The sequence below is a fragment of the Roseivirga echinicomitans genome (genome assembly GCF_001592935.1).
Lineage (GTDB): Bacteria > Bacteroidota > Bacteroidia > Cytophagales > Cyclobacteriaceae > Roseivirga > Roseivirga echinicomitans.
Window position 1 is genome coordinate 517,886 of record NZ_LRDB01000050.1, and the last position, 24,442, is coordinate 542,327.

Annotated in this window: 20 protein-coding genes and 1 riboswitch; of the genes, 7 read left to right on the forward strand and 13 right to left on the reverse strand. The window is 39.6% G+C overall.

What is annotated here, in order from left to right; genetic code table 11:
• Window positions 1–3 precede the first annotated feature (3 nt).
• The 4 genes from metF to AWN68_RS19195 form a co-directional block, all read right to left on the reverse strand.
• The gene (metF, locus tag AWN68_RS16400; RefSeq protein ID WP_068418084.1) at window positions 4–957 is read right to left on the reverse strand and encodes a methylenetetrahydrofolate reductase [NAD(P)H]; all 954 of its coding nucleotides are present in this window, start codon (window positions 955–957) and stop codon (window positions 4–6) included.
• Between the two features lie 96 nt (window positions 958–1,053).
• Window positions 1,054–1,428: a four helix bundle protein gene (locus tag AWN68_RS16405; protein ID WP_068418087.1), complete on the reverse strand. Its 375-nt coding sequence runs from the start codon at window positions 1,426–1,428 to the stop codon at window positions 1,054–1,056.
• Window positions 1,429–1,496: 68 nt separating this feature from the next.
• The gene (metH, locus tag AWN68_RS16410) at window positions 1,497–4,211 is read right to left on the reverse strand and encodes a methionine synthase (protein WP_068418090.1); all 2,715 of its coding nucleotides are present in this window, start codon (window positions 4,209–4,211) and stop codon (window positions 1,497–1,499) included.
• Window positions 4,212–4,247: 36 nt separating this feature from the next.
• Window positions 4,248–5,261, reverse strand: coding sequence for a homocysteine S-methyltransferase family protein (locus tag AWN68_RS19195; protein WP_084362899.1), 1,014 nt, complete (start codon window positions 5,259–5,261; stop codon window positions 4,248–4,250).
• Between the two features lie 47 nt (window positions 5,262–5,308).
• Window positions 5,309–5,413: riboswitch (SAM riboswitch) on the reverse strand.
• Between the two features lie 138 nt (window positions 5,414–5,551).
• Between AWN68_RS19195 and AWN68_RS16420 the strand changes: the two genes are divergently transcribed.
• Window positions 5,552–6,460, forward strand: a complete 909-nt coding sequence (locus AWN68_RS16420; RefSeq protein ID WP_068418094.1) for a Ppx/GppA phosphatase family protein — start codon at window positions 5,552–5,554, stop codon at window positions 6,458–6,460.
• A gap of 100 nt (window positions 6,461–6,560) precedes the next feature.
• A complete protein-coding gene (locus tag AWN68_RS16425; RefSeq protein WP_157716293.1) occupies window positions 6,561–6,971 on the forward strand; it encodes a hypothetical protein in 411 nt (136 codons plus the stop codon).
• A 68-nt stretch (window positions 6,972–7,039) separates the two neighbouring features.
• Here the strand turns inward: AWN68_RS16425 and AWN68_RS16430 are convergent, their stop codons facing one another.
• From AWN68_RS16430 to AWN68_RS16450, 5 genes are all read right to left on the reverse strand, one after another.
• The gene (locus AWN68_RS16430; RefSeq protein WP_068418100.1) at window positions 7,040–7,318 is read right to left on the reverse strand and encodes a SemiSWEET family sugar transporter; all 279 of its coding nucleotides are present in this window, start codon (window positions 7,316–7,318) and stop codon (window positions 7,040–7,042) included.
• 162 nt (window positions 7,319–7,480) lie between these two features.
• The gene (locus AWN68_RS16435) at window positions 7,481–9,922 is read right to left on the reverse strand and encodes an ABC transporter permease (protein WP_068418107.1); all 2,442 of its coding nucleotides are present in this window, start codon (window positions 9,920–9,922) and stop codon (window positions 7,481–7,483) included.
• Between the two features lie 198 nt (window positions 9,923–10,120).
• Entirely contained in the window at window positions 10,121–12,571 is a 2,451-nt protein-coding gene (locus AWN68_RS16440) for an ABC transporter permease (protein WP_068418110.1), read from the reverse strand.
• Between the two features lie 11 nt (window positions 12,572–12,582).
• On the reverse strand, window positions 12,583–15,000 hold the full coding sequence (locus AWN68_RS16445) for an ABC transporter permease (protein WP_084362900.1): 2,418 nt from the start codon (window positions 14,998–15,000) through the stop codon (window positions 12,583–12,585).
• A gap of 12 nt (window positions 15,001–15,012) precedes the next feature.
• Entirely contained in the window at window positions 15,013–17,421 is a 2,409-nt protein-coding gene (locus AWN68_RS16450; RefSeq protein WP_068418117.1) for an ABC transporter permease, read from the reverse strand.
• Between the two features lie 218 nt (window positions 17,422–17,639).
• Here AWN68_RS16450 and AWN68_RS16455 point away from each other — a divergent pair, with 218 nt between their 5' ends.
• From AWN68_RS16455 to AWN68_RS16465, 3 genes are all read left to right on the forward strand, one after another.
• Complete coding sequence (locus AWN68_RS16455; RefSeq protein ID WP_068418565.1) at window positions 17,640–19,013, forward strand: sigma-54-dependent transcriptional regulator; 1,374 nt, start codon at window positions 17,640–17,642, stop codon at window positions 19,011–19,013.
• Window positions 19,014–19,171: 158 nt separating this feature from the next.
• Window positions 19,172–19,642 carry a hypothetical protein gene (locus AWN68_RS16460; protein WP_068418120.1) on the forward strand — a complete coding sequence of 157 codons (471 nt, stop codon included), beginning with the start codon at window positions 19,172–19,174 and terminating at the stop codon, window positions 19,640–19,642.
• Window positions 19,639–20,970 (forward strand): sensor histidine kinase, encoded by a 1,332-nt coding sequence (locus tag AWN68_RS16465; RefSeq protein WP_068418123.1) that lies wholly within the window; start codon window positions 19,639–19,641, stop codon window positions 20,968–20,970. Before AWN68_RS16460 ends, AWN68_RS16465 begins: the two co-directional genes overlap by 4 nt.
• A 118-nt stretch (window positions 20,971–21,088) precedes the next feature.
• On the opposite strand, the gene AWN68_RS16470 is transcribed toward AWN68_RS16465, so the two are convergent.
• Complete coding sequence (locus AWN68_RS16470) at window positions 21,089–22,402, reverse strand: dipeptidase (RefSeq protein WP_068418125.1); 1,314 nt, start codon at window positions 22,400–22,402, stop codon at window positions 21,089–21,091.
• 296 nt (window positions 22,403–22,698) lie between these two features.
• On the opposite strand from AWN68_RS16470, the gene AWN68_RS16475 reads away from it, so the two are divergent.
• Together AWN68_RS16475 and AWN68_RS16480 are read left to right on the forward strand one after the other, a co-directional pair.
• Entirely contained in the window at window positions 22,699–23,094 is a 396-nt protein-coding gene (locus AWN68_RS16475; RefSeq protein ID WP_068418127.1) for a hypothetical protein, read from the forward strand.
• A 41-nt stretch (window positions 23,095–23,135) separates the two neighbouring features.
• Entirely contained in the window at window positions 23,136–23,552 is a 417-nt protein-coding gene (locus tag AWN68_RS16480) for an energy transducer TonB (RefSeq protein ID WP_084362901.1), read from the forward strand.
• A gap of 7 nt (window positions 23,553–23,559) precedes the next feature.
• Here AWN68_RS16480 and AWN68_RS19040 read toward each other — a convergent pair whose 3' ends face one another.
• The 3 genes from AWN68_RS19040 to AWN68_RS16490 are packed head-to-tail and all read right to left on the reverse strand — an operon-like array spanning window position 23,560 to window position 24,247.
• On the reverse strand, window positions 23,560–23,700 hold the full coding sequence (locus AWN68_RS19040) for a hypothetical protein (protein WP_157716294.1): 141 nt from the start codon (window positions 23,698–23,700) through the stop codon (window positions 23,560–23,562).
• A complete protein-coding gene (locus AWN68_RS16485; protein ID WP_068418131.1) occupies window positions 23,700–24,053 on the reverse strand; it encodes a type II toxin-antitoxin system RelE/ParE family toxin in 354 nt (117 codons plus the stop codon). The genes AWN68_RS19040 and AWN68_RS16485 overlap by 1 nt, the downstream gene beginning before the upstream one ends.
• Window positions 24,020–24,247: a hypothetical protein gene (locus AWN68_RS16490; RefSeq protein ID WP_068418134.1), complete on the reverse strand. Its 228-nt coding sequence runs from the start codon at window positions 24,245–24,247 to the stop codon at window positions 24,020–24,022. Before AWN68_RS16490 ends, AWN68_RS16485 begins: the two co-directional genes overlap by 34 nt.
• Window positions 24,248–24,442: the final 195 nt, after the last annotated feature.

Genomic DNA, 24,442 nt, shown 5'->3' on the forward strand with positions numbered 1-24,442 from the left:
CCATCAAAATAACTCTGAAGCAATCTGCTTTACTATCTGAGACTTGCTCATCGTATAATAATGTAAACATGGCACTTTGGCTGCCATCAATTCTTTTGATTGCTGAATGCACCACTCAATCCCTACTTCTCTTGCTGCCTTATTGTCCTTGCACTTATCCAGCTCATCCACCAAATCATCTGGTAAATCGACATCGAAAATACTCGGTAATATAGTGCTATGATTCAATGTAGTAATCGGCTTTAGCCCTGGAATAATAGGCACATTGATATCTGCTTTCCGACATTTTTCCACAAAATCGAAATACTTCTGATTATCGAAGAACATTTGGGTTACGATGTACTCAGCCCCCATTTCTACCTTTTGCTTCAGGTACTTCATGTCACTTTTTAAGCTTGGGGCTTCAAAATGTTTTTCAGGATAGCCAGCCACCCCCATGGAAAAATTGGTTTTGGCCATTTCCGCTTCTTCATTCAGGTATTTCCCCTGATTTAAATCCAATACTTGTTGCATCAATTCCGTTGCGAATGAGTGACCATCAGGATCAGCAACGAATCTTCCCTCAGATTTAATGGCATCGCCACGCAACACCAACACATTGTCTATTCCCAAGAAATCAAGGTCGATTAATGCGTTCTCTGTTTCTTCCCTACTGAAACCACCACAAATGATATGAGGCACGGCATCTATGCCATACTTGTTCATTATGGCAGCACAAATCCCAACTGTTCCTGGACGCTTCCGGGTAGTTACTTTTTCAAGTAAACCATTAGCGTGTTGCTTATAAATGTACTCTTCACGGTGATAAGTAACATCAATAAACGGTGGGTTGAACTCCATTAATGGGTCAATCGCATCAAAAATACCATTTACGTTTTCCCCTTTTCTTGGAGGAAGAATTTCGAAGCTAAAAAGTGTTTTACCTTTTGCTCTTTTTATATGTTGGGATACTTTCATGTCTAATGTACTTATGTATTGTTGTTTTGAAGTGTTGAAGTGTTGAAGTGTTGAAGTATTGAAGTGTTGAAGTGTTGATGTAATTCACAACACCTTCTATTGGCCTACTTTATTTCTTAAGTATTTTATGAATGCTAAAATTGAGGCCTTCGCTTCTTCAGTTTGATTTTGTAAGCTCTCGATATCTTCAGCTGGAAAATAACTGAGATCGAGCATCAAATAAGTCATGCTTTTTACTTCAGTACAGGAAGCAGCAGCATAATCAAGAAATTTTATAAAGTCTTTTGGAGAAAATCGCCCAAATCCTTCAGCAATATTATTCATGATTGAAAGCCCTGCTCTCTTGAACTGCGAACGTGTGTCAAAATCTTTGGCTAACTGACCTTGATTAGACATGGTATACACTTGAAATGTGAGCTTCCTAGCTAATTGCCAACATCTTAAATCTTCAAACCGTGTAACCTTTGTCATATCTATATCATTTAATCTTTTGATGGGTTTAAATACCTAAACACATCAACACTTAATTACTTCAACACTTATAAATCATAGGCTAAATTTGGAGACAACCACTTCTCAGCTTCTTCCAAAGTCATTCCTTTGCGTTTGGCATAGTCTTGCACTTGGTCTTTTTCAATTTTACCCAAACCGAAGTATTTGGCCTCTTCATGCATAAAATAGAGCCCACTTACGGAAGAAGCTGGGTACATCGCCATAGACTCAGTAAGTATAATCCCTGTCTCTTCTTGCGCATTGAGTAAATCAAAAAGAATGGGTTTTTCAGTATGGTCTGGACAAGCTGGGTAGCCTGGCGCAGGACGAATTCCCTGATAGCTTTCTTTGATTAAAGATTCGTTGTCCAATGTTTCGTTCTTCGCATAACCCCAAAGTTCCTTGCGCACTATTGCGTGCATGGCTTCTGCAAAGGCTTCTGCCAAACGATCGGCAATGGCTTTGATCATAATCGAGTTGTAATCATCATGATCCTTCTCGTATTTTTCAACGAGTGGCTCAATACCTAATCCACCAGTAACTGCAAAACCACCGACATAGTCGATCTTACCTGAATCTTTTGGCGCGACAAAATCGGCTAAGGACAAGTTTGGAATTCCTGTCCCTTTTTTGCCTTGCTGTCTTAAGCTATGAAATACAGTTTTTACTTCGGAACGAGTTTCATCAGTATATACTTCAATATCATCGCCCACACTGTTGGCTGGATAAAGCCCAACCACGCCATTGGCTTGTAGTAGGTTATTCTCAATCACTTCATCGAGGACTTTCTGAGCATCATCGAACAGCTTTCTTGCTTCTTCCCCAATGGTTTCATTTTCAAAAATTCGTGGATATTTACCTTTTAGCATCCAGGTTTGGAAGAAAGGTGTCCAGTCAATGTATTTTCTAATAATATTCAGATCGAAGTTTTTAAAGACCTTATTACCAATAAAACTAGGCTTCACATACTCCTTCTTCTGCCAATCTACTTTTAGTCGATTACCTAAAGCCCTGTTATAAGGAATGTAATGCTTGATTTCTTTACGGTTAGCGTGATCTTCTCTGAGCTTGGCATATTGTTGTTTAATTTCCGCATTGTACTCCACCTTGCGTTCTCCACTAATCAGTTCTCCAGCCACAGGCACACTCTTAGAGGCATCCAAAACATGTACAACTGGACCAGAATAGACAGGATCAATCTTTACTGCAGTATGAATTCTAGAAGTGGTTGCACCACCTACCATAAGAGGAAGCTTCATCTTCCTTCTTTCCATCTCCTTGGCCACATGTACCATTTCATCCAAAGAGGGTGTAATCAAGCCACTTAGACCAATTACATCTACATGTTCTTCAATGGCTTTGTCCAGAATTTTATCTGCAGGCACCATTACGCCCATATCGATGATCTCGTAGTTATTACAGGCCAAAACCACCCCTACAATGTTCTTCCCAATGTCATGAACGTCACCTTTTACAGTGGCCATAAGGATTTTTCGCCCTGCGTCAGTTTTAGTTTGATCACGATTGGGATCATTACGTTTGGCTTCCTTCTCTTCTTCTAAATAAGGTAAAAGATAAGCCACCGCTTTTTTCATCACACGAGCACTCTTCACCACTTGTGGCAAAAACATTTTACCAGAACCAAAAAGGTCCCCTACTACATTCATTCCATCCATTAAAGGCCCTTCAATGACCTTCAATGGACTTACATATTTCTGGCGAGTTTCTTCTGTATCTTCATCGATAAACTCTATAATTCCTTTTACCAAAGCATGCTCAAGTCGTTTCTCCACCGATTCTTTTCTCCACGCATCGTCTTTTACTTGCTTCTTACCCTCGCCCTTTACCGTTTCGGCAAAATCGAGTAAACGCTCGGTAGAATCTGGTCTACGGTTTAAAAGTACATCCTCCACCCTTTCCAATAGATCCTTCGGAATATCACTGTAGATCTCCAACATGGTAGGATTGACAATCCCCATGTCCATTCCATTTTGGATGGCATGATAAAGAAAGGCTGAATGCATGGCTTCGCGAACAGGGTTATTCCCTCGGAATGAGAACGATACATTACTTACACCGCCACTCACATGAGCACCCGGTAGGTTTTCTCTAATCCATTTGGTCGCCATGAAAAAATCGACCGCATTATTATTATGCTCTTCTATCCCTGTGGCCACAGGGAAGATATTCGGATCGAAGATGATGTCGTTTTTATTGAACTTAACTACATCAACTAGAATATCATAAGAACGCTTACAGATTTCAATTCTTCTATCATAAGAATCTGCCTGACCATCTTCATCAAAAGCCATGACGATGACAGCCGCTCCGTAACGTTTTACTTTCTTTGCATGAGCAATAAATTGCTCTTCTCCTTCTTTTAAAGAAATTGAATTCACTACACATTTCCCCTGAACACACTTCAACCCAGCTTCGATAATTTCCCATTTTGAAGAGTCTATCATAATGGGTATTCGAGAGATATCTGGTTCAGCAGCTATCAGATTCAGGAATTTAACCATCGCTTCTTTCCCATCAAGCATTCCTTCATCCATATTGACATCTAGAATCTGTGCCCCACCATCTACTTGATCACGGGCGACTTCTAAAGCGTCATCAAATTTCTCTTCCAAGATTAGTCGTGCAAAACGCTTAGAACCTGTTACATTGGTTCGTTCACCCACGTTTACAAAATTAGATTCGGGGGTAACAATTAGGGGTTCGAGGCCTGAAAGTTGAAGTGTACTGTTGTCGTTTCTCATTTGCTATGCAATAAGTAAAAAGTCTTCTGAATCGGTTTAATCTTGAATTATTTGACGCTCCAAGCTACGTGGTTCGTACCTACTGGCCACTTCAGCAATGGCTCTAATATGATCTGGTGTGGTTCCACAACAGCCTCCAACAATGTTCAAGAAATTGCTAGAAAGGAAGTCTTCAATCTGCTCTGCCATTTCTTCAGGCGATTCATCATATTGACCAAATTCATTAGGCAAACCAGCATTCGGATGAGCACTGGTGAAAAAATCGGCCTTTTCAGAAAGCGTTTCCAAATATGGGCGAAGTTGCTTAGCTCCTAAAGCGCAGTTTAAGCCTATAGAAAGTAAAGGCATATGAGAGACAGAAATTAAAAAAGCCTGAGTGGTTTGTCCTGAAAGTGTTCTTCCACTGGCATCCGTAATAGTTCCAGAAACCATAATTGGCCATTCCTTTCCCTTTTCTTCAGAAACCTCTTCAATTGCAAAAAGTGCTGCTTTAGCATTAAGTGTGTCAAAAACTGTCTCTACTAATAGTAAGTCAACCCCACCATCGGTTAATGCAATTACCTGTTCTTTATAAGCCTGTACTAATTCATCGAAGGTAATTGCCCTAAAACCAGGGTCATTTACATCAGGTGATAAAGAAGCAGTTCTGTTGGTTGGGCCAATTGAGCCCGCTACAAAACGAGGCTTATGAGGCTCTTGGGCCGTTATTTCATCGGCCACTTCTCTTGCGATTTTTGCCGACTCGAAGTTGATTTCATACACAGCATCTTCCAAATGATAATCTGCTTGGGCAATCGTAGTACCACTAAAAGTATTGGTTTCTACAATATCAGCTCCAGCTAAAAAATACTGGCGATGGATGTCTTTGATGATTTCAGGACGAGTAATAGAAAGCAGATCATTATTTCCTTTTAGGGAATGCGGGTGACCTTTGAATCTTTCTCCTTTAAAGTCTTCTTCCTCTAAAGGGTGCCTTTGAATCATGGTGCCCATTGCACCATCTAAAACCAAGATTCGTTCTTTGAGAATTTCCTTAATATTTCTTGACATATTTTGCATTTAGAATGCTTATCAAGAAAGGTAGAGAGAGTTTTGAGGGCCCATCTTTTCCCCGAATAAATTCGAGGCTAGGAGTTAGCACCAGCTTTTACAGGTTGCTAAGACATCACAGGGCCTAGTCCCTCAGTCTTTCTTGATAAGTGATGCAAAGAAAGTAAATAAAGAACAAACCGAAGATCGTTATGTAAATTATTTCAAGAAAAAATGACTGAGACAGACTGCTATAAAAATTCACTCAATGCTCCTTCTCACAATAATATTCTCTAATTTAATGCCCATCTATGAGTAGTCTAAGGTTAGCAGCAATTGATATAGGTTCTAATGCCATAAGGTTTCAAGTCACAAACGTGTTGAGCTATGAAGGTCAGCACACCTTCAAAAGACTAGAGTATGTAAGGTTTCCCTTAAGGTTGGGGCAAGATGTTTTTGCACTCAAGAAAATTGGGCCTGACAAGGAAGATAAATTCTTGAGGCTAATGCATGCGTTTAAACTGCTCATTGATCTATATGAAGTGGATGATTATTACGCTTGCGCCACCTCAGCCATGCGTGAAGCAGAAAATGGATACAAACTAGCCGAAAAAGTAAATCAACTTTTAGGGCTCAAAATCAGAATAATCAGTGGAGACGCAGAAGCTGAACTCATTAATAAGGTAGTGCTCAAAAAGCTCGACAATGAGAATTACCTACATATTGATGTGGGTGGTGGTAGTACTGAGCTTAACTTAATTTCCAATGGAAAGAAAGTAGCTTCTCAATCTTTCAAAGTAGGGTCTGTTAGAAGTATTGAACAATTAGGCACGTCTGACATTCTTGAAAAAATCGATAAATGGGTTCTGGAAAACGTAACCGGAAAATACAAAGTAATTAATGCCATAGGAACTGGTGGAAACATCAATAAGACCTATGAACTGGCAAACAAGCGTAAAATCGACCGTATTCTAAGTTTGAAAGAGGTTTTGGATGTTCAAACCTATGTATCAGGCTTCACATTAGATGAAAGAATCAATAAACTTCAGCTTAACCCAGACAGGGCGGATGTTTTAATTCCAGCTTCCCACATTTACATGCATGTAATGAAGTCTGCCAAATGCCGAAAAATATTGGTGCCAGATGTTGGTCTTAAAGATGGCATAATGCACATGCTCTACGAAAGAAACATTAAGGATACTGAGGTTGACTTTAAATAAAGAATTTACACTCTGTATCCAATTCCTACCCTTGGTGTAATTCGTTATCACTCATTAAACCATTAGGCTTCAGGCATGTCCAATGCTGAAACGAATCAAAATGAGAAAAAGAACTCTATTAATTGTGGCGATATTCTTTGCTGTAGCAGCAACAGCATTCGCTCAGCGTGGTGGCCGTGGTCAAGGTGGGCAAAGACCCGATCCTAAGGTACAAGCCAAAACTACGGCAGATACTTGGCAAGAAAAATTTGGATTGTCAGATGAACAACGTACTAAGGTTTATGACCTACTGATAGTTTCTTCGGAAAAACAAACGGCAAAAATGACCGAGCTAAGAGCTAGTGGCACTATGGATCGTGAGGCTATGACGGCCGCAATGGCCAAAATGCAAGAAGATCAAGACAAGGAATTGAAGAAAATTTTCAGTGCAACCCAATGGACTGCATATGAAGTATGGAAGAAGGAAAATCCACCAATGCAAGGAAGAAGAGGCGGAGGCGGACAAGAATAGTCTTTGTTTTTTCAGTTGATGGAACCCGATAACTAAATGGTATCGGGTTTTTTTATGCCTTTTACCCCTTAATTAATAACCGTTGCCTTCCTCTTCTTGAACGTTACTTTAAAGTAAATCAAAGTGAGACTGAGTACAAGTATAGCTGAATTCGCTATGAGCACTGGAATTAGCCATAAAGCGAAGCCATAAATCAGCCAAACAATTGTGCTGCAAAAAACGATCACGAGCATCCCCATACTCAAATCATCAGCGCTTTTAATTTTCCATGTTCGAATAACTTGAGGTAAAAAAGTAAAACTACTTAAAATAGCGCCCATCAAGCCCATTGATTCGTATATATCCATCTCGTTATATCTAGGCCGAAATTTATTACATTATTTCGATAGATTTTTGAAATCAGCAAGCTTGTGTCAAAACATAACCTAGGGTTAAAACTGCCAAAGCCTAGCCCAAAGACTTGATTCTTCGGGCTAGTCTTCAATAGTTGAGTTTCTCTTTACTGACGATTACTCGTATCGCAAAGCCTCAATTGGATTACGTCTAGCTACTTTGATGGATTGAAAAACCACTGTTAAAAAGGCAACCCCAAGGATTAAAACTGCTGGTATGGCAAAGATGTACCAAGCCAAATCAATTTGATATGAGAAAGTCTGAAGCCACTTTTCGGCACCAAAATATGTGATTGGAAGGGCAATTATTACGGAAAGAAGAATAAGCTTCATAAAATTTGTGGAAAGCATTTGTATGATACTCGAGACGTTTGCTCCCAAAACCTTTCTAATTCCAATCTCCTTAATCTTCTGTTGAACTTCGTAAAGCACTAAACCGAACAAACCTAAGATAGAAACAAAGACCGTGATGGAAGCAAAAACACCAAAGACGGTTCCAAACTGCTGATCGGCCTTGTATTGCTCGTTAAATTTCTCATCAAGGAAGAAATAATCAAAATCACTATTCGGATAAACAGTTCGATACGCACTTTCAATCTTGGTGACCATCTCTTTATATGATCCCCCTGAATTTTCTGCATTCAGTTTCACAGAGGCGTAATTGCCATTATCCCCCTCCTTATCGAACCAAAAAATGGTAGGGTCAACACTAGTTTTCAATGAATGATGATTGTAATCATTAAACACGCCCAAAACCTGAACTTCATTACTCCAAAAATAAACCTTGGCCCCTATTGCCTCTTCGTTTGAATTAAAGCCCAACATTCTTCTGGCGGTTTCATTTATCATGATAGAGGTAAAATCCTCACTGGCAGAAATATCTCTTTCATTATCGAAAGTGCGCCCTTCCAACACCTGAAAGCCAAAAGTTGGAACAAACTCAGCATCTACCCGATAGAAAAAGAAAACGCTATTCTTAGCCTCTTCATGACCTTGGGCATAAATTCCAGTCCCAGTATTCATTTCGCCTGTTCCTTGACCAAACAAGGTTTCAGAGTAAGCTACATTCGTCACTTGCGGCAATCTCTTTAGTTCGGTTTTGAAAGCTTGGCGTTTTAGTAATTGTGCTTCACCAGAGTCGGCTACGAGCGGAGATCGTACAACCACTGTCTGATCTATATTGACTCCTAACTTTTGATTCCGCATTTCTTGAACCTGAGAATAAATCACCATCGTTCCGGCCAAAAGCACCATGGTAATCATAAACTGAAACACTACCAGTCCCTTTCTGAGTACTATTCCTTTTTTAGAACTTGCGAGGCTACCTTTTAGCACTTCAAGCGGCTTATAATTCGATAGCACCAAAGCTGGGTAAACGCCCGAAGCCAGTGTACCAATCAAAAGTAGAGACATTACAAAGCCAAAAAGCTCAGGATCTGAAAACACATTGAAACTTAAGCTGAGTCCAGAGAACTGATTAAAGAAAGGTAATACGCCCTGAATCAAAGTGAGTGTAAGTACCAATGATAAAAAGTTAATCAGGAAAGACTCTGTCAAAAACTGACTTAACAAAGCGCCCCTATTTGAGCCCAAAACCTTCCTTACCCCTACTTCTTTACCTCTTTCTAAAGCTTTTGCTGTTGATAGGTTAATGTAGTTTACCCAAGCAATCACCAGTACAAATAAAGCCACCACCAATAAAATATTGACCGTTGCTTGATTTCCGTTCACATCTGCTTCAAAGGTTTTATCAGAATTAAGGTGAATATCAGTTAAAGGTTGAATGATCAATTTTTCGGCCCTGTCTTCTTCTGTTTTGGCTAAAAAACTCTGATTGAAACGTTCGGCAAAAGCATTATCGAGCTTTGCTCCATTCGTTTTTAAATACATGAATTCATTATTCCCGTTCCAGTTATTGTAATCCCACTCCAAGTACTGAACTCCCGTTTGGTAAGAAATTAGAATATCGAATTTAAGATGGGCGTTTTCTGGAACATCTTTAATCACTCCAGTCACCTGCATTGGAATTTCGGCCCCACCCGGTACTGCTGTTAGAATTTTACCCATTGGGTCTTCATCTCCAAAATACTTTTTCGCAACGCTTTCAGTAATTACAATCTTGGCTACTTCATTCAATGCCGATGCCTTATCGCCTTGAATCATTCCCCAGTCAAAAACATTTAACCAACCAGGGTTGGCAAAATACACGCGATCTTCATTAAAGGCTTTGTCTTCATTTTTAAACAAAAAGCGACCAATATGGCGTGCCATGGCAAAGTCTTCAACTTCTGGGAAATCCTCCACGGCCATAGGGCCAACTGCAGGGTAGCATTGGGCATCTGAAGTTTGCAAAGTACCTTCTGCATACAAATCCACCGTTACTCTATAGATATTTTCTGCTTGAGGATGAAAACGATCATAACTCATTTCGAACCTCGCGTAAGTCAAGATTAGAAAACAAACTGTCATACCAATGGTAAGTCCAAAGATATTAATGATAGCAAAAGACTTTCTCTTTTTTATATTTCTAAGGGCAACTATAAAGTGGTTACGAAGCATAATATTATGTTTGTTTTAACTAGCAATTACAATTCAAATGCCACACTAGTAAAATACTGATTGTTAACTATTTACTGATACTCTGGAAAATAATAGACCTTATTACCGTGTCATGATGGAACGGGCTTGTGTCATATTGGAACAGAAGGGACTCGCTCTTAAATTTCATTGAGTTCACTAAAATATAACATTTGAGTTTTATTCGCAGTGAAGCGATTCAATTGGATTTAGACGGGCGACTTTTAGAGTTTGCCCTATGACGATACATAAAGAGATAAATGCGATAACCACCAATGGTAGCGCAAAGAAAACCCAACCAATATTGGTTCTAAAAGCATAGCCTTCCAGCCATGACTCAGCACCCATGTAAATCAACGGAAGGCCGATGAAATTGGCCAACAGAATAAGCCAAAGAAACTCCTTGGAGAGCAATTGCAAAACATCAACAACGGAAGCACCCAACACTTTTCTGATTCCTATTTCCTTTGTACGCTGAACAGCTGTATACCCCACCAAACCAAAAAGGCCAAGACAAGCAATGGCAATGGCTAAGAAAGAAAACAAGTTGAAAATCTTCCCGAATTGTTCATCAGACTTATAAAGGTTATTAAATCGTGAATCCATAAAACCATACTCGAATACATCGCCTGGATAGAACTCATTGTAGGTTTGCTCAATATATGCTATTGTTTGTGGCACATTATCGGCACTCACCCTAATTTGATACGTGTCGCTATAGCCAAAGTAAATAGGTAGAATGAGTATAGGCTCTATTGACTCCTTAAGTGAACGATGATGAAAATCCTCTGTTATGCCTACAATAGTCCATTCTTGTCCGAAGAACAATAACTTTTTATTCACAGCCTCTTCTGCGGTTTTAAATCCTAGAATTTTGGATGCCTTCTCATTTATTATAGCGGCATCAATTAGACTTGGATCTTCTTTGTGGTCTTCTTGGCGAAAAGGTCTCCCTGCTAGAAAATTGATCTGGTAAACATCAAAGAACCTATAGTTAGCCCCCATCCGATTAAGCATATGACCTTCAGTCTGCCCCAGCCTTCTCACATCAAAAACCCTTGGCATACGACTCCCAAAAACATTAGAGGATGTGCCAGCTTTTATAATATGTGCATCTTGTTCAAGTTTGTTTAAAAAGGCATTCATATGAGATACAATAGTAGTATCAAAACTCGCCAATGAAGGCCCCTCCACGGTAACCACATGCTCCATATTTACGCCCAAATCCTGACGCTTCATGAATTGGGTTTGCTTCATCACCAGATAGGTGCCCGCAATAAGTGCTGTGGAGAGAATAAATTGAAAAGTGACTAAGGACTTTCTCAAAATCCGTCCTTGCGAACTTTTACCATAATCTCCTTTAAGAGTTTGAGAAGGCTTAAACCCAGAAAGGACAAAGGCTGGATAAGTACCCGAGCCTATGGCGCCAAGCAATAGAATTAATAGCCCCCATACATACACTGGAAACGGCCCCAACTCCATGGTAGCAAAACTTAATAGGGAAAGCTTTTCTTCAATCAAATTATTGAACGGAACCTGCAACACTTGAATAAGTGTAATGGCCAATATAAAAGCCAATAGATTCAGCATTATTGATTCGGTAAGGTATTGTCTAATTAACTGAACTCGGCTGGCGCCTACTACCTTTCTTATCCCAACTTCCTTTGCCCTTTGCAATGATTTAGAGGTGGTCAAATTCACGTAATTTACCCAAGCCATGACCATAATAAAGCCCGCAATGATGATAAGAATCCAAACCATTCTTCCATCGGAAGTTTCATGAATTTCATATTCATAATCAGAATATAGATGTACATCTGCCAAAGGTTGAAGGTGGAATTTTTCAAAAGTGCCCGTTACTTCATCACCTCTAAAATACTTAGCAGAGAAGTCATCGAATTTGTTCTGAAACTGTTTATAGTCTACCCCTTCGGCCAGCTCTACGTAATGGTAATAGTCAGAATTTATCCAACTAAAACGGGCAGACTCTCCCCAGAGGCTAAAGAGTGTTACTCGCGAAAGAAGCGCTTCATATTGAAGGCTCGAGCTAGCTGGTGGGTCTGCAATCACTCCGGAAAGCTGCCATTTTGATCTCTCTGATCCCATTTCTAAAATGGTGCCCAAGTAGTTCGTCCAATTGGCATCCGTAGTCTGAAACATCTTCTCCACCATTGACTCGGTCAAAACAATCTGATAGTTTTCACTCACCATTGTCTCTGGATTTCCGGCCAATACTTCCACATCAAACATTTCGAAGAAAGAGGGCTCTACTAATAATGAAGAAGATATTTCCGTAGGCTTATTTTCATATAAGAATACATTTTCTACAAAAGGATTGATGGTGGTATGATTCAGAATTTCCGGATAATCCTCAGCCATTTGAGGCCCCACAGCGGAGTAGGTAATCTGACCTCGCTGAATCAGCTGATCACCTTCAAAGCGCTCGTTCATTACCCGATATAACTGATCCGACTTGTGGTGATACTTATCGAAGCTCAGCTGAAAAAAGGCATATTCTAAGATGAAGATACAGGCGGCCAAGCCAATAGAAAGCCCTAGAATATTGACCAAAGAGAAAGTTTTGTTCTTCCCTAAAGACCTAAATGTTGTTTTGAAATAGTTTCGTAACATGAGTTTTGAGTTTATTCGTAACGAAGTGAATCGGAAGGATTCGTATTGGCAGTTTTTAAAACTTGATAGCCCACCGTAACCAAGGTGAGTACAAAAACAATCAGCATTGGAACTAGAAATAAGGTCGCTCCAATGTTTATGTGGTTTGCAAAATTAGCCAACCATTTATGAAGGAAAATGTAGCCTATGGGTATGGAAATAAAGGAGGCTAATAAAATCAGCCATGCATATTCTTTTGTTAGTAGAAGAACCAACTGACGAATAGAAGCGCCCAACACTTTTCTAACGCTTACTTCTTTGGACCTTCTATTAATATTGTAAAGTGATAGGCCAAACAGACCGAGTACGGTGATTACAATCGCCAATATTGAAAAGAAGCTCACAATACTGCCGAAAAGGCGATCTGATTTGTATTGTCTATTGAAGTAGTCATCCAAGAAGAAATACTCGAAGTAGCTATTCGAATAATTTCGGTCAAAAGCTTGCTCAATTTGACCCATAGTGTTTTGCATATCTTCAGAACCCAACTTTATGGAATAGTATATTACCCTATCATGATGGGTGTAAATATGAGGTTCAATATTTGACTTTAATGACTCTTGACTGATATCGTCCACGATGCCCACTAACGTGTAAGGGTCGGTTTCATAATAGATGGTTTTGCCAATCCAGTCTGCAAGTTCTTCCCCTTGTAATAAATCCTTAGCAGCCGACAGACTCAGTATTATTGACTGATCATCATCAAAATCATTACTAAAACTTCTGCCATACAGGACTTGAATATCATAAAGGCTTATAAATGATTCATCGACAGAAATATCTTTGGCGTACAAGGCTTTATCATCCTCTGCTGGCCCAAGTGCCACAAACCTCATTCTTGAAATTTCATAACCCGGAATCTCAGAAGAGGCTGCAATGGATTGTACTCCACTCATGTTTTTAACATCGTTGACAAACGCAGATTTGGTACGTTCCCTATTGGCTTCATCCATAAAGGGCTTTTTGACAATCAAAGTTTGGTCAATGTCCATCCCCAAAGATTGGTTTTGCATAAAATTCAACTGCGATTGAACAGCCATCGTCCCCAAGATCAAAACCAAGGCCACGACATTTTGAAACACTGTAAGCGATTTTCTAAGGGCTAAGCCAGAATTGCTGGTTTTTGCCTTTCCTTTTAAAACGACTATTACTTTCTGTATCGAAAACAACCAAGCTGGATAGAGCGCAAAAAACAGAGAACCCAATGTAAAGAGCACAAGTAATACCAAGGTCTGTTTTAATGAGTTTGCACCAAAAAAATCAATCGGAATCCCTAATAAATTTTCAAAAAACACACTGCTAAATTGTAATAGTGTAAGTGCTAAGAGCATTGCAAGGAAGTTGATAATTAGGCCCTCAATTAGAAACTGACCGATGAGTTGTGATTTCACCCCCCCCAACACCTTTCTAATGCCCACTTCTTTACTCCTATCAATCAACTTAGTGGTGCTCAGGTTGACATAATTCACCCATGCGATCACCATGATAAATAAGCCTACTATGCTCAGAAAGCCTACAGTTGACTTATTGCCATTCACTTCCATCTCGAAAGAATGGTGCGAGGTTAGATGGATATCTTGAGTTTTTTGCAGTTTAAAAGTCACCCCCTCATCTTTAAACCAAGCCCCTTCAATGCCTACAAAAGCCCTGTTGATTTTGTCTTCAAGCAAATTGGGATCACCCGAACTATTGAGTTTGAGATAAGTGAAAAAGTTACCCCATCCGTAATTGTTATCTAAGTCCCATTCGCTAGGCAATGACTTAAAAGAAACCAGTACATCATATTTGAAATGTGTGTTTTCAGTGAGATCTTCGAAAACACCAGTCACTTTAAAGTCCTGCTCCATGTTTTTAAATCTCAGCAGTTTACCAATGGCAGACTCTTTGCCGAAAAATCGTTCTTTATAGGAAGCCGAAATCACCACTTCATATGGATTTTCTAAAGAGGCTGTATTAGCCCCTTCCTCCCAATTCATGGTGAAAATTTTCAGTGCATCGTCATCAGCAAAATAAGGCCTAGGGATATTGAAGGTTTTGATGTCTCCAGTTGGAGCATAATAGCTAAAAGCAAACGACTGGAATATTTTGTCAGAGCCAATTACACGGGCAATATTTTCAACTTCTGGAATAGAGCTTTTAATTACTGGTGCCATAGGCGGAAACACAGAGGCTACTCCGTCATTAGGCGCCTCACCTTCCGCAATTCTATAAATTCTAAATACACTCTCTGCATTTTCAATATGGCTATCATAGCCCTTTTCGAACGAAACATATTTAAAGATCAACAGGCAAGCGACCATGGAAAGCGATAAGCCAAGCATATTGATTAAAGAGAAAACCTTATTTCTCTTTAAATGACGAATAGCGATAAGGATGTTGTTTCTGACCATGCTGTTTTGCCTTTATTCGTACCGAAGGGAATCGATTGGGTTTGATAAGGTTGATTTAACCGAGTGAAAAGAAACGGTTATGGCTACCACCAAAAAACAAATACTGGTGGATAACAAAAATATATCAACCGTGATGGAAGTGCTATAAGCAAACCCCGAAAGCCACTGATCCATAAAATAATAGGAAATGGGTAGCGATATGGCTGTGCTCAACAGAATCAACCAAATGGTTTGTCGGTTTAAGAGAATGAGCACATCGGAGAAACCAGCCCCAAATACTTTTCTAATGCCAATTTCCTTCGTTCGATTGGCCATATTAATCCCCGTTAGCCCAAAGAGCCCAATACAGGCGATGATTATCCCCAATACTGAAGCCACATTAATGATCTCTTTCCATTTTTGGTTGTCCTTATAGCGGCTACTGAGGTAATCGTTAAGGAAGCTCACTTCAATTTCCTTTCCCGGAACAATCTTTTCAGCGGCAGCTTTAATGGCTGCAATCCCAGCTTCATTTTTCCCCGCTCCGATTTTTACGAACAAATCTGAAAGACTACTGCTCTCTGCTACATGGAATCTAAAAGGCCCAATGGATTTCTGGAGTGATTCAAAATGAAAATCATTGACAACGCCCTGAATGTCCTTTTGCACAAAATTATACATTGCCGTATCAGACTTATAAAGGTCATAGAGTCTTTTGTTTATTATTGATCGATTTCCTAATGCCTCTACCCCCATTTCTTCACTAAAATACTCACCCTCCAAAAGAGGGATGCTAAAGGTTTTAAAGAAATCGAAATCTACTCTGGCGCTCTGCACCCAATATTGAATGTTGTTAATCACAATACCACCCCTGCTGGTTGAAGGAGTGAAAATCCCGTTGACACCAGTTACAGATTGGATAGCTGTATTGGAAGCCAGTTCCTGCTTCATCAATTGAGTCTTTCCCCAAAGTCCGCGAACGTAAACAATCTGTTCTTTGTCAAAACCTAAGTCTTTGTCATTGATATAATTGAACTGCCGCGTCATAGCCAAACCCATGGAAATAAAGAACAGACAAAGCACAAACTGAAACACCACCATAGACCTTATCAAAAGCGGTTTGATTTTATAGGTAGTATTTCCCTTAAGGCCATTCACCACTTTAAATCGGGATAAAATTTGAGCCGGATATATGCCGGCCAGAAATGCCAGTACTAATGAAAAAAGAAGGCCGATACTTAAGATTTGAATGTTCTCGAATAAACTTAATTCGATTGACTTCCCCGCCAATTCATTGAACCTTGGTAGAATGAGTTGCATTAATGTGAAACCACCCAGCACAGCAAATGCAGAAATAATCAGCGCTTCTAAATAGAATTGGCTGTGTAAATGTGTTCCGCTTGCTCCCATTACTTTTCTCACGGAAACTTCCATTTGTCTGCCGCCCGAAGAAGCCACGTTAATAGAAAGGTAATTGATACAAGCGATTAGGAGGATGAGTAGCCCAATGCCAATTAGTATAATAGAATAAAGCGGAGAAGAACTCTTTCCATAACTTATACTTGGGTCGAGATATAAGCCTTGGATATTCTTTAAGCCATATTGCACAACAGGATTGGATGCTGATAGCTTCAGCATTTCGCGTTGACTGGAAATATTATCAGCAAATCGTTCAGTATAAATTTCACTTATCTTTTGGCCTACTATACTGGCATCTTCTGGATTATTAAGAAGCAGAAAGCATGAAATGGCACTATAACCCCAATTGTCAACATGCTCCTTGTAATAATAGGAATTCGCAAGGTTGAGTACAATATTCAACTCCAAAGAAGAGTTTACAGGCTTTTCTATTACTCCAGAAACTTGGTAAACATCACCTTGTTCTGTCCCACTCGAAAAAGTTTCACCCACAGCGTCCACCCTTCCAAAAAGTTTCATCGCCATTGCATCTGTAATAACCGCGCTTTTAATCTCCTTCAGTACGGTGCTTGGTTCGCCATACAAAAAATTAAAACTAAAATGCTCAAAGAAGTCTGAATCTACGTAGTTGACATACTCGGACAATTCCTTTTCATCCTTTTTGATGCTCATGTAATTCCCTTCAACCCTAATTACCTTGTCAATTTCAGGTACACTTTCTTTCACCAACTCCAAAAATGGAAGATTATGAGATGTACCCTTCTCAATTCCTTTATCTGGTTTGGTGTCAAACCAACCAAGCTCCAATTTTGGGTCGTCCGTTTTGAAATCCGTTTTATAGAGAAGAAACAGATTGTCTCCCTTGGAGTGAAATCCATCATAATTCCACTCATCTTTCACAAATACGAAAACCAATAAGCCTATCATCACGGCAATGGACAGGCTTGTGAAGTTTATGGCACTGTATAACCTTCGTTTGGAAAGGTTTCTAAAGGACATTTTGAAGTAGCTCTTGATCATCATCTCTTATTTATTCATGTTCTACCTTTGACTTAAAACCCTTAGTAGACCTGTACAGCAATAGCCTACAATCATGCCGAAATCACAAACACCTAAATAACAGCAACTTACAGTATATACAATCCCGTTTATCAATTATTTTGTGTCAATGTGAAGCAAATGAACGTATCATAATGGTACATTTCATACCTTTATATTCCATCAGAGAACAATTAAGACCAATGTCAAAAGTTGATGCTAAAATTCTAGTATTAGATGATGATCCGGGAGTGCTCTACACTGCCAACATGATCTTGAAACAATACTTTCAAACTGTCATTACAGAAAAAGACCCTGCCAAATTAGATTTTCTTCTTAATCAGCACGAGTATGACGTTATAGTATTGGACATGAATTTCTCCTATGGTTTGACGGGGGGTAAAGAAGGGATCAAGCTTTTGAAAAGAGTTTTGGAGAAAGATCCAAAAGCACACGTATTAATGAATACGGCCTATGGTGATATTGACATTGCCGTAGAAGCTATGAAAGAAGGTGCTGTCGATTTTTTAGTAAAACCTTGGCCAAAAGAAAAGTTATTGGCCACCGTATTGGCCATTTATGAATTGAGTAAAAGTAGAAAGGAAGTTCAAGAGTTAAAGACCGGTCAGAAGATTCTGATGAAGGACCAACAGAAAGAGTTGAGTGATATAATTTCTGTGAGCCCTGTGATGAAGCCTATTTTTCACACCATTGAGAAAGTTGCCAAAACCGATGCCAACGTACTTGTTTTGGGTGAAAATGGAACGGGGAAGGAGTTAGTTGCTAGAGCGATTCATAATCAATCTAAAAGGGGCAATGAAAATTTCATTAAGGTAGATTTAGGAGCAATTTCCGCTACCCTATTTGAATCCGAGCTATTCGGCCATGTAAAAGGTGCTTTTACCGATGCCCGAGAAGATCGGCCAGGCAGGTTTGAGTTGGCTTCAAATGGAACATTATTTTTAGACGAGATTGGAAATCTATCCTTACCCCTTCAAGCGAAATTACTCACTGCACTTCAGTTCAAACAAATTAGCCGTGTAGGTTCTAATAAAGTACTTCCTTTAAATATTCGTTTGGTTTCTGCCACCAATATGCCCCTTTACCAAATGGTAAAGCATAATGAGTTCAGGCAAGATTTGCTCTACAGAATGAATACGGTGGAAATTAAACTCCCTCCTTTGAGAGAAAGAAAAGAGGACATCGCACCATTGGCAAAGCATTTTCTTACCACATATACCAAAAAGTATCAGAAGGAAAAAATGAGGTTAAACGAAACCACCTTGAATAAACTACTCGGTTATAGCTGGCCAGGAAATATTCGTGAACTTCAGCACGCCATTGAAAGGGCCGTGATTATGGCCAACTCTCCTCTTTTAGCTCCTGAAGACTTTCTCTTGAAAGATGACAGCATTGAAGGTCATAGCCAGCCAGAATCCTTGAATATTGAGGCCATGGAAAAGACGGCCATCCAAAACGCAATACGGAAAGCTGGGGGGAACTTAACGCAGGCCGCAATAGAATTGGGCTTTGGGCGCAGTACCTTGTATAGAAAAATGACTAAGTACGGACTCTGATAATTAATATAAATAGATTAGATTCAGCCTAACATTAATTAACCAAAACATTAAGTTATAAACTCTTCTTTCCAGCATTAGATTTGACAAATTAAGTTCCACACATGTAGTTGTATGTTCTTAAAGTCTAAGTGAAAAGTTTCTGAGATTCGAAAAATATGCGTACTCTTCTAATCATTATCTGCCTGATTGGAATTCGACTCCATGCCAATGGACAGCGAAGTCTAGAAGAAGTACACGATAGAATAAAAGAAAGTCAGTTGTCGGATGAAAAGTTTAAATGGAAGCATTTTGGCACTCTTAATTTTGAAGTAGCAGGCACTCAAAACGCAGGAGATTATAAACTAAATATTGAAGCCGGAACTACCGTAAGAATGTATTTGCTGTCAAAAACAGAATGCATTACTTACTTTGATGTGCGTGACCCACAAACACGATATGTTTTTGGCTCGAACAATAAAAATAGTTTGGAAACCGAAGTCGAAGGATTTAAGGCCACTACAGCTGTTTATACTTATGAAAAAGACGCCACTATGGCCATTCGATTTGGGGTAAGGTGGGGTTGTCCAAGAATGCAACGAACCAAGCTAAAGCTCTTGGTCTTCTATCAAATAAAAGAAACTGAATGAGGTATAAGTACTTTCGATTAAACGTAGTACTGCGAATTCTGGCCTTGCTGGTCTTGGGCTATTCAGGCTTCTATATTCTTACCCAAACCCATTTTTGGCTGGTTTCTTTTTGGCTTTTTCTTGCGCTAGTGATTGTCCTCATCAGCCTTATCCGTTACGTAGAACGCTCTAATCGAGATTTAACTTACTTTCTCCTATCCATCAAACAAAATGATTTCAGTAATTCATTCCCCTATAAAAAAACTGATGAACTGAATTACGCTTTTCATGAAATCAATCAGGTGATGAAAAACCTGAGGAATGAAAAGGCTTCGAACTACATCTACCTGCAAACCGTGGTAGAGCATGTTCGGGTAGCGGTGCTTTGTTTTGATGAAGACGATAAGGTGGCACTTTCAAACAAAGCCGCAAAAGAACTTTTCCAGAAGGATCACATCAGTTCACTCGCTTCTTTGGCAAAAGTATCTGAAGAGGTTGCTAGCAAAGTAGAACAGCTTAAATCGGGTGAAAGAGAACTGGTGAAGGTGAAGGTTGGAGGAACACTTCTTAATCTTTCTGTACAGGTCACCACCTTTAAACTTCAGGATAAAGGCTACAAGTTGGTGTCATTTCAAGACATTAAGAGCGAACTGGAGGAAAAGGAAATAGAATCGTGGCAACGCCTTATTCGTGTGCTTACGCATGAAATCAAGAATTCTGTAATCCCCATTTCTACACTTTCAGAAGTAATTCTTCAGGTATTTAAAAAGGAAGTTCAGGCCAAGAGCAGCAACAAAACGGAAGTAGAAGCTTATCAGGATATTGTGGGTGGACTGGAAACCATTGAAGCCCGCAGCAAGGGTTTGGCTCATTTTGTTAATACTTATGATCAGCTCACTAAAGTATCTAAGCCTGAGTTCAGTACTGTGCAGCTGCTCCCCTTGGTCATGCGAATTGAAAACTTATTCAAACCTGACTTAGAAGCCGCCAATATCGATTTTAAGATAGAAGTAAATTCAAGCATTGAGATTAATGCCGACCCCAACCTTTTGGATCAAGTGTTGATCAACCTGGTGAAAAATGCCATTGAGGCAATTAAGGATCAGCCTTATAAATCCATTCAGTTGAGCACTCGAATTGAACAGGACAAAGTAATTCTGTCCATTCGTGATAATGGCCCAGGCATTCCAGATGAGGTTTTGGAGAATATTTTTGTGCCCTTCTACACCACAAAGCAAAGCGGCTCAGGCATTGGGCTTTCTCTTTCCCGTCAGATTATGGGCTTACACAAAGGCAGTATTGCGGTTAAATCAGGCAACGAAGGAACTAGCTTTGAGTTGATTTTTTGAGGCTGGTAATCTGTTACATTTTTCAGGACGAGACAGAGCAATCCTAAAATCATTCAGGTATAAAAAAAGGCAACCGTTTTCACAGTTGCCCTTTACAATTATAAACCAAAAATGATTCTTATTTTCCTTGAATCTGCTTAGCTACAGCTTGTACTTCGTCTAAAACGCGAAGTAAGTTACCGCTCCAAAGCATTCCAATTTGTTCTTCAGTATAGCCTCTACGTACCAATTCTAAAGTTACATTGAAGGTTTCTTCAGCGCCATTCCAGCCTTCAACTCCTCCGCCACCATCAAAATCAGAGCTAATACCAACATGCTCTAAACCTATTTTTTTCACTAGGTAATCGATGTGATCAGCGAAATCAGAAACATTTACGGCAGGTGCTGCTGTTCTTGCTTCCTTGTCAATCGCATCTCCATGCTTTTCTCTAAAATCAGCCAATGCAGTCATGTATGCCTCTCTTGCCTCGGCATCCATTCCTCTCATTTCAGATCTATCCTTCACTTCAAAGCCATTCTCTTCAGCTATTCTGGCTGTTACTTCTCCGACTTTTGCGCTGCTGGCGTTGTTTTTATCAGTGTTTACATAGCTTTTGAAAGCCACTGTCTGAATTACACCGCCATTTTCTTTCAACATCATCAATTGCTCATCGTCAAGGTTACGGCTTACATCGTTCATCGCTCTAGCAGATGAATGTGAAGCAATTACAGGTGCCTTTGAAAGCTTCATCATTTCCATGTTCGCTACTTTAGAAGGATGCGAAAGGTCAATCATGATTCCCCATTTGTTCATTTCTGCAATTACTTCACGACCTAAATCGCTCAAGCCATTGTGTAACCAAACGCTATCGCGCTCACCTGTGTTAGAGTCGCTCAATTGGCTGTGGCCGTTGTGTGCCAAAGACATATAACGCGCGCCTCTGTCGTAGAATTCTTTTACTCTAGAAATGTCGGTTCCGATAGGGTAACCGTTTTCTACACCAATCATGGCCACTTTTCTTCCAGAAGCAACAATGCTTCGTACATCGTCAGAAGTAAGTGCCAAGCCAATTTTATCTGGCGCAATTTCTTCTGTCAGTCTGTGAATGGCCTTGAACTTGTCATCGGCATTTTCATAGGCTCTATCATAACCTTCTTCGGTTAAGTCACCTTGGCCAGTATATACCACCAACCAAGCCACGTCTAAGCCACCTTCTTCCATCTTAGGAATGTTTACTTGAGTGGAAAGGCGTTGGGTGTAATTCTTCTCTGCGGTAAAGTTGGAAGTATTAATGTCATCGTGCGTATCAAGTGTAATCACACGCTCGTGAATTCCTCTCGCATATTCGGTTAGTTCGGCTTCGGTCATATCTCCTACCTCTTTTTGTTTAGGCTCACAGGCAACGAGTACAAAAAATGCTGCGAGGAGTAATGGTTTCCATTGTTTTTTCATAATTGATATTTAAGGTCTAGTACTAAACTAGATGATTTCTACTGCCTTATGAAGCGAAATGATTTGAGTGGCAGAAGATCAACAAATTTCGGTGAGATTAGCCCTTCTAAATAGTTTGGAAAATTGGCTTAGCTGTTATTGCTTAATAGGGTCGCAGCGAGACGCTACGACCAGCATCAGGCAAGCGTCAGAGCAGCAAAAAATTCTATTGGCAGTAGATTTTATCCGCTTAATGGATTTTAGCGTCTCCTTAGCTAAAAGCGAGTACCTTTATCCTAAACCCTATACACAAGCATATGAACACAAAAATACTCATGATGATCACTGCCCTATTTTTAGGCCTTATAGGAGTCACACTTGCTTTTATGCCGCAAGAGGTTGCTGTCTTTTTAAATATGGGTTCAGACCAATACACGGAACTTGCCACGCAATTATTGGGTGCCCTTTACCTTGGTTTTGCCATGCTGAACTGGATGGCGAAGGATAATTTAATGGGTGGAATTTACGGCAAACCCGTAGCCATGGGCAATCTTATGCACTTTGTAGTAGGCGCCTTTGCCTTACTCAAAATGCTTTCCACCATTACCATGCATTGGGAATATATGGTAGGTTTCACTGTGCTTTATATAGTTTTCGCACTGAGCTTTATCTTTCTGTTTGTGAACCACCCGAAGGAGAAGACTGAGAATTAATTAATCATTTGGATGGATATAGACTTTTAATATATTTAATCATGAGAATTCTAGTCGTCCTTTTATTACTAAGTACTCCCTTTTTTCAACTTCGTAGCCAAGATTACATAAAGGCTGATTTTGAGCCGGTAATATCCTCCCCTGTCCCTAATATGGTCTTTCCGAAGTTCAAAGGTGGAAAAAAAGCACTTGACCAATACTTGAGGGACAATGTAATTGTCCCTGATTCACTTCAAAAAATTAATAATGAGGGTGTAATTGTAATGAGCTATAGGGTCAATACAAATGGCCAAATTACTGAAGTGACCACAGATAAAATCAACACCACTTTAAGCGAGTCTTTCCACAAATTAGTTCTAGACGTTATGAAAAAAGCTGGCCCTTGGCAGCCAGGTTTAAAAAATGGCAAACCTTTTAATGCGAAGTTAGAAATCAGTTTCAAGTTCAACACGAAATAGGAATCCCTTACTTGTTAGTCGTTTCGTCTAATTCTTGTTCTGCTCCTATTAAGATATCCTTGATCTTGAGTAAAATCGCTTCATCTTCAAGTTCACAGATTGCCTTTATCAACTTTAGCTTTAGCTCATTTAATTCTTGCTCTCCCATTATTGATTGCGTTTTGGTAGTTGTAGGTTGTCCTTTTCGGTTGGGAAAAAATCCGTTATGTAAACCGTAAATGACGGTTGATCAATATAGTAAATCACTTTAACATCTGTACGTGAGGTTCGCGTGTACAATATGTAGCGGTACCCTTGTGAACGATTAGCTAATTTACTTTCTAGTGTTCCCCTTTCTGGATGGTGGTGCAGTTTATTGGCTGTATCTCTTAATTCATCAGCTATCTGTTCGGCCCTTTCACGCGGATAGTTATCGTAGAGATAATCAAGAATCTCATAAAACCTGACCTCTGCCTGGTCAGTAATAATTACTTGGAACTTGCTCTCTTCTGTATTTTCCAATTTTCGTAGTTGGTGTTGAACTGATCAAAACTTTTAACCTTCCCAGAAGCAATATCCTGTTCTGAAGTCTCCGCTCGACTCTCCATTTCTTCACTGGCTATCATTTCCTTGATGTAGTTCAACACCCTGTCCTGCTGGTCTTTTTCCAACCTGAGTAAGTGACTCATCAACTCTTTGTCTATAGCTTTCTCCATGACTATGATTCTAACGTTTGATATAAAGTTAACGATTTATACAATTATTGTTGCTGGTTTTGGGAAAGTACCGAGTTACAAGTAGCAATGCGAGTCGGTCTTTATTCTCCAATACTAAACAATGCACTTCAAGTGCATCATAAAAAAGGTACTCGCCAAAGGCAAGGTGATCAATTAAATTTCTCCCACAAGTTA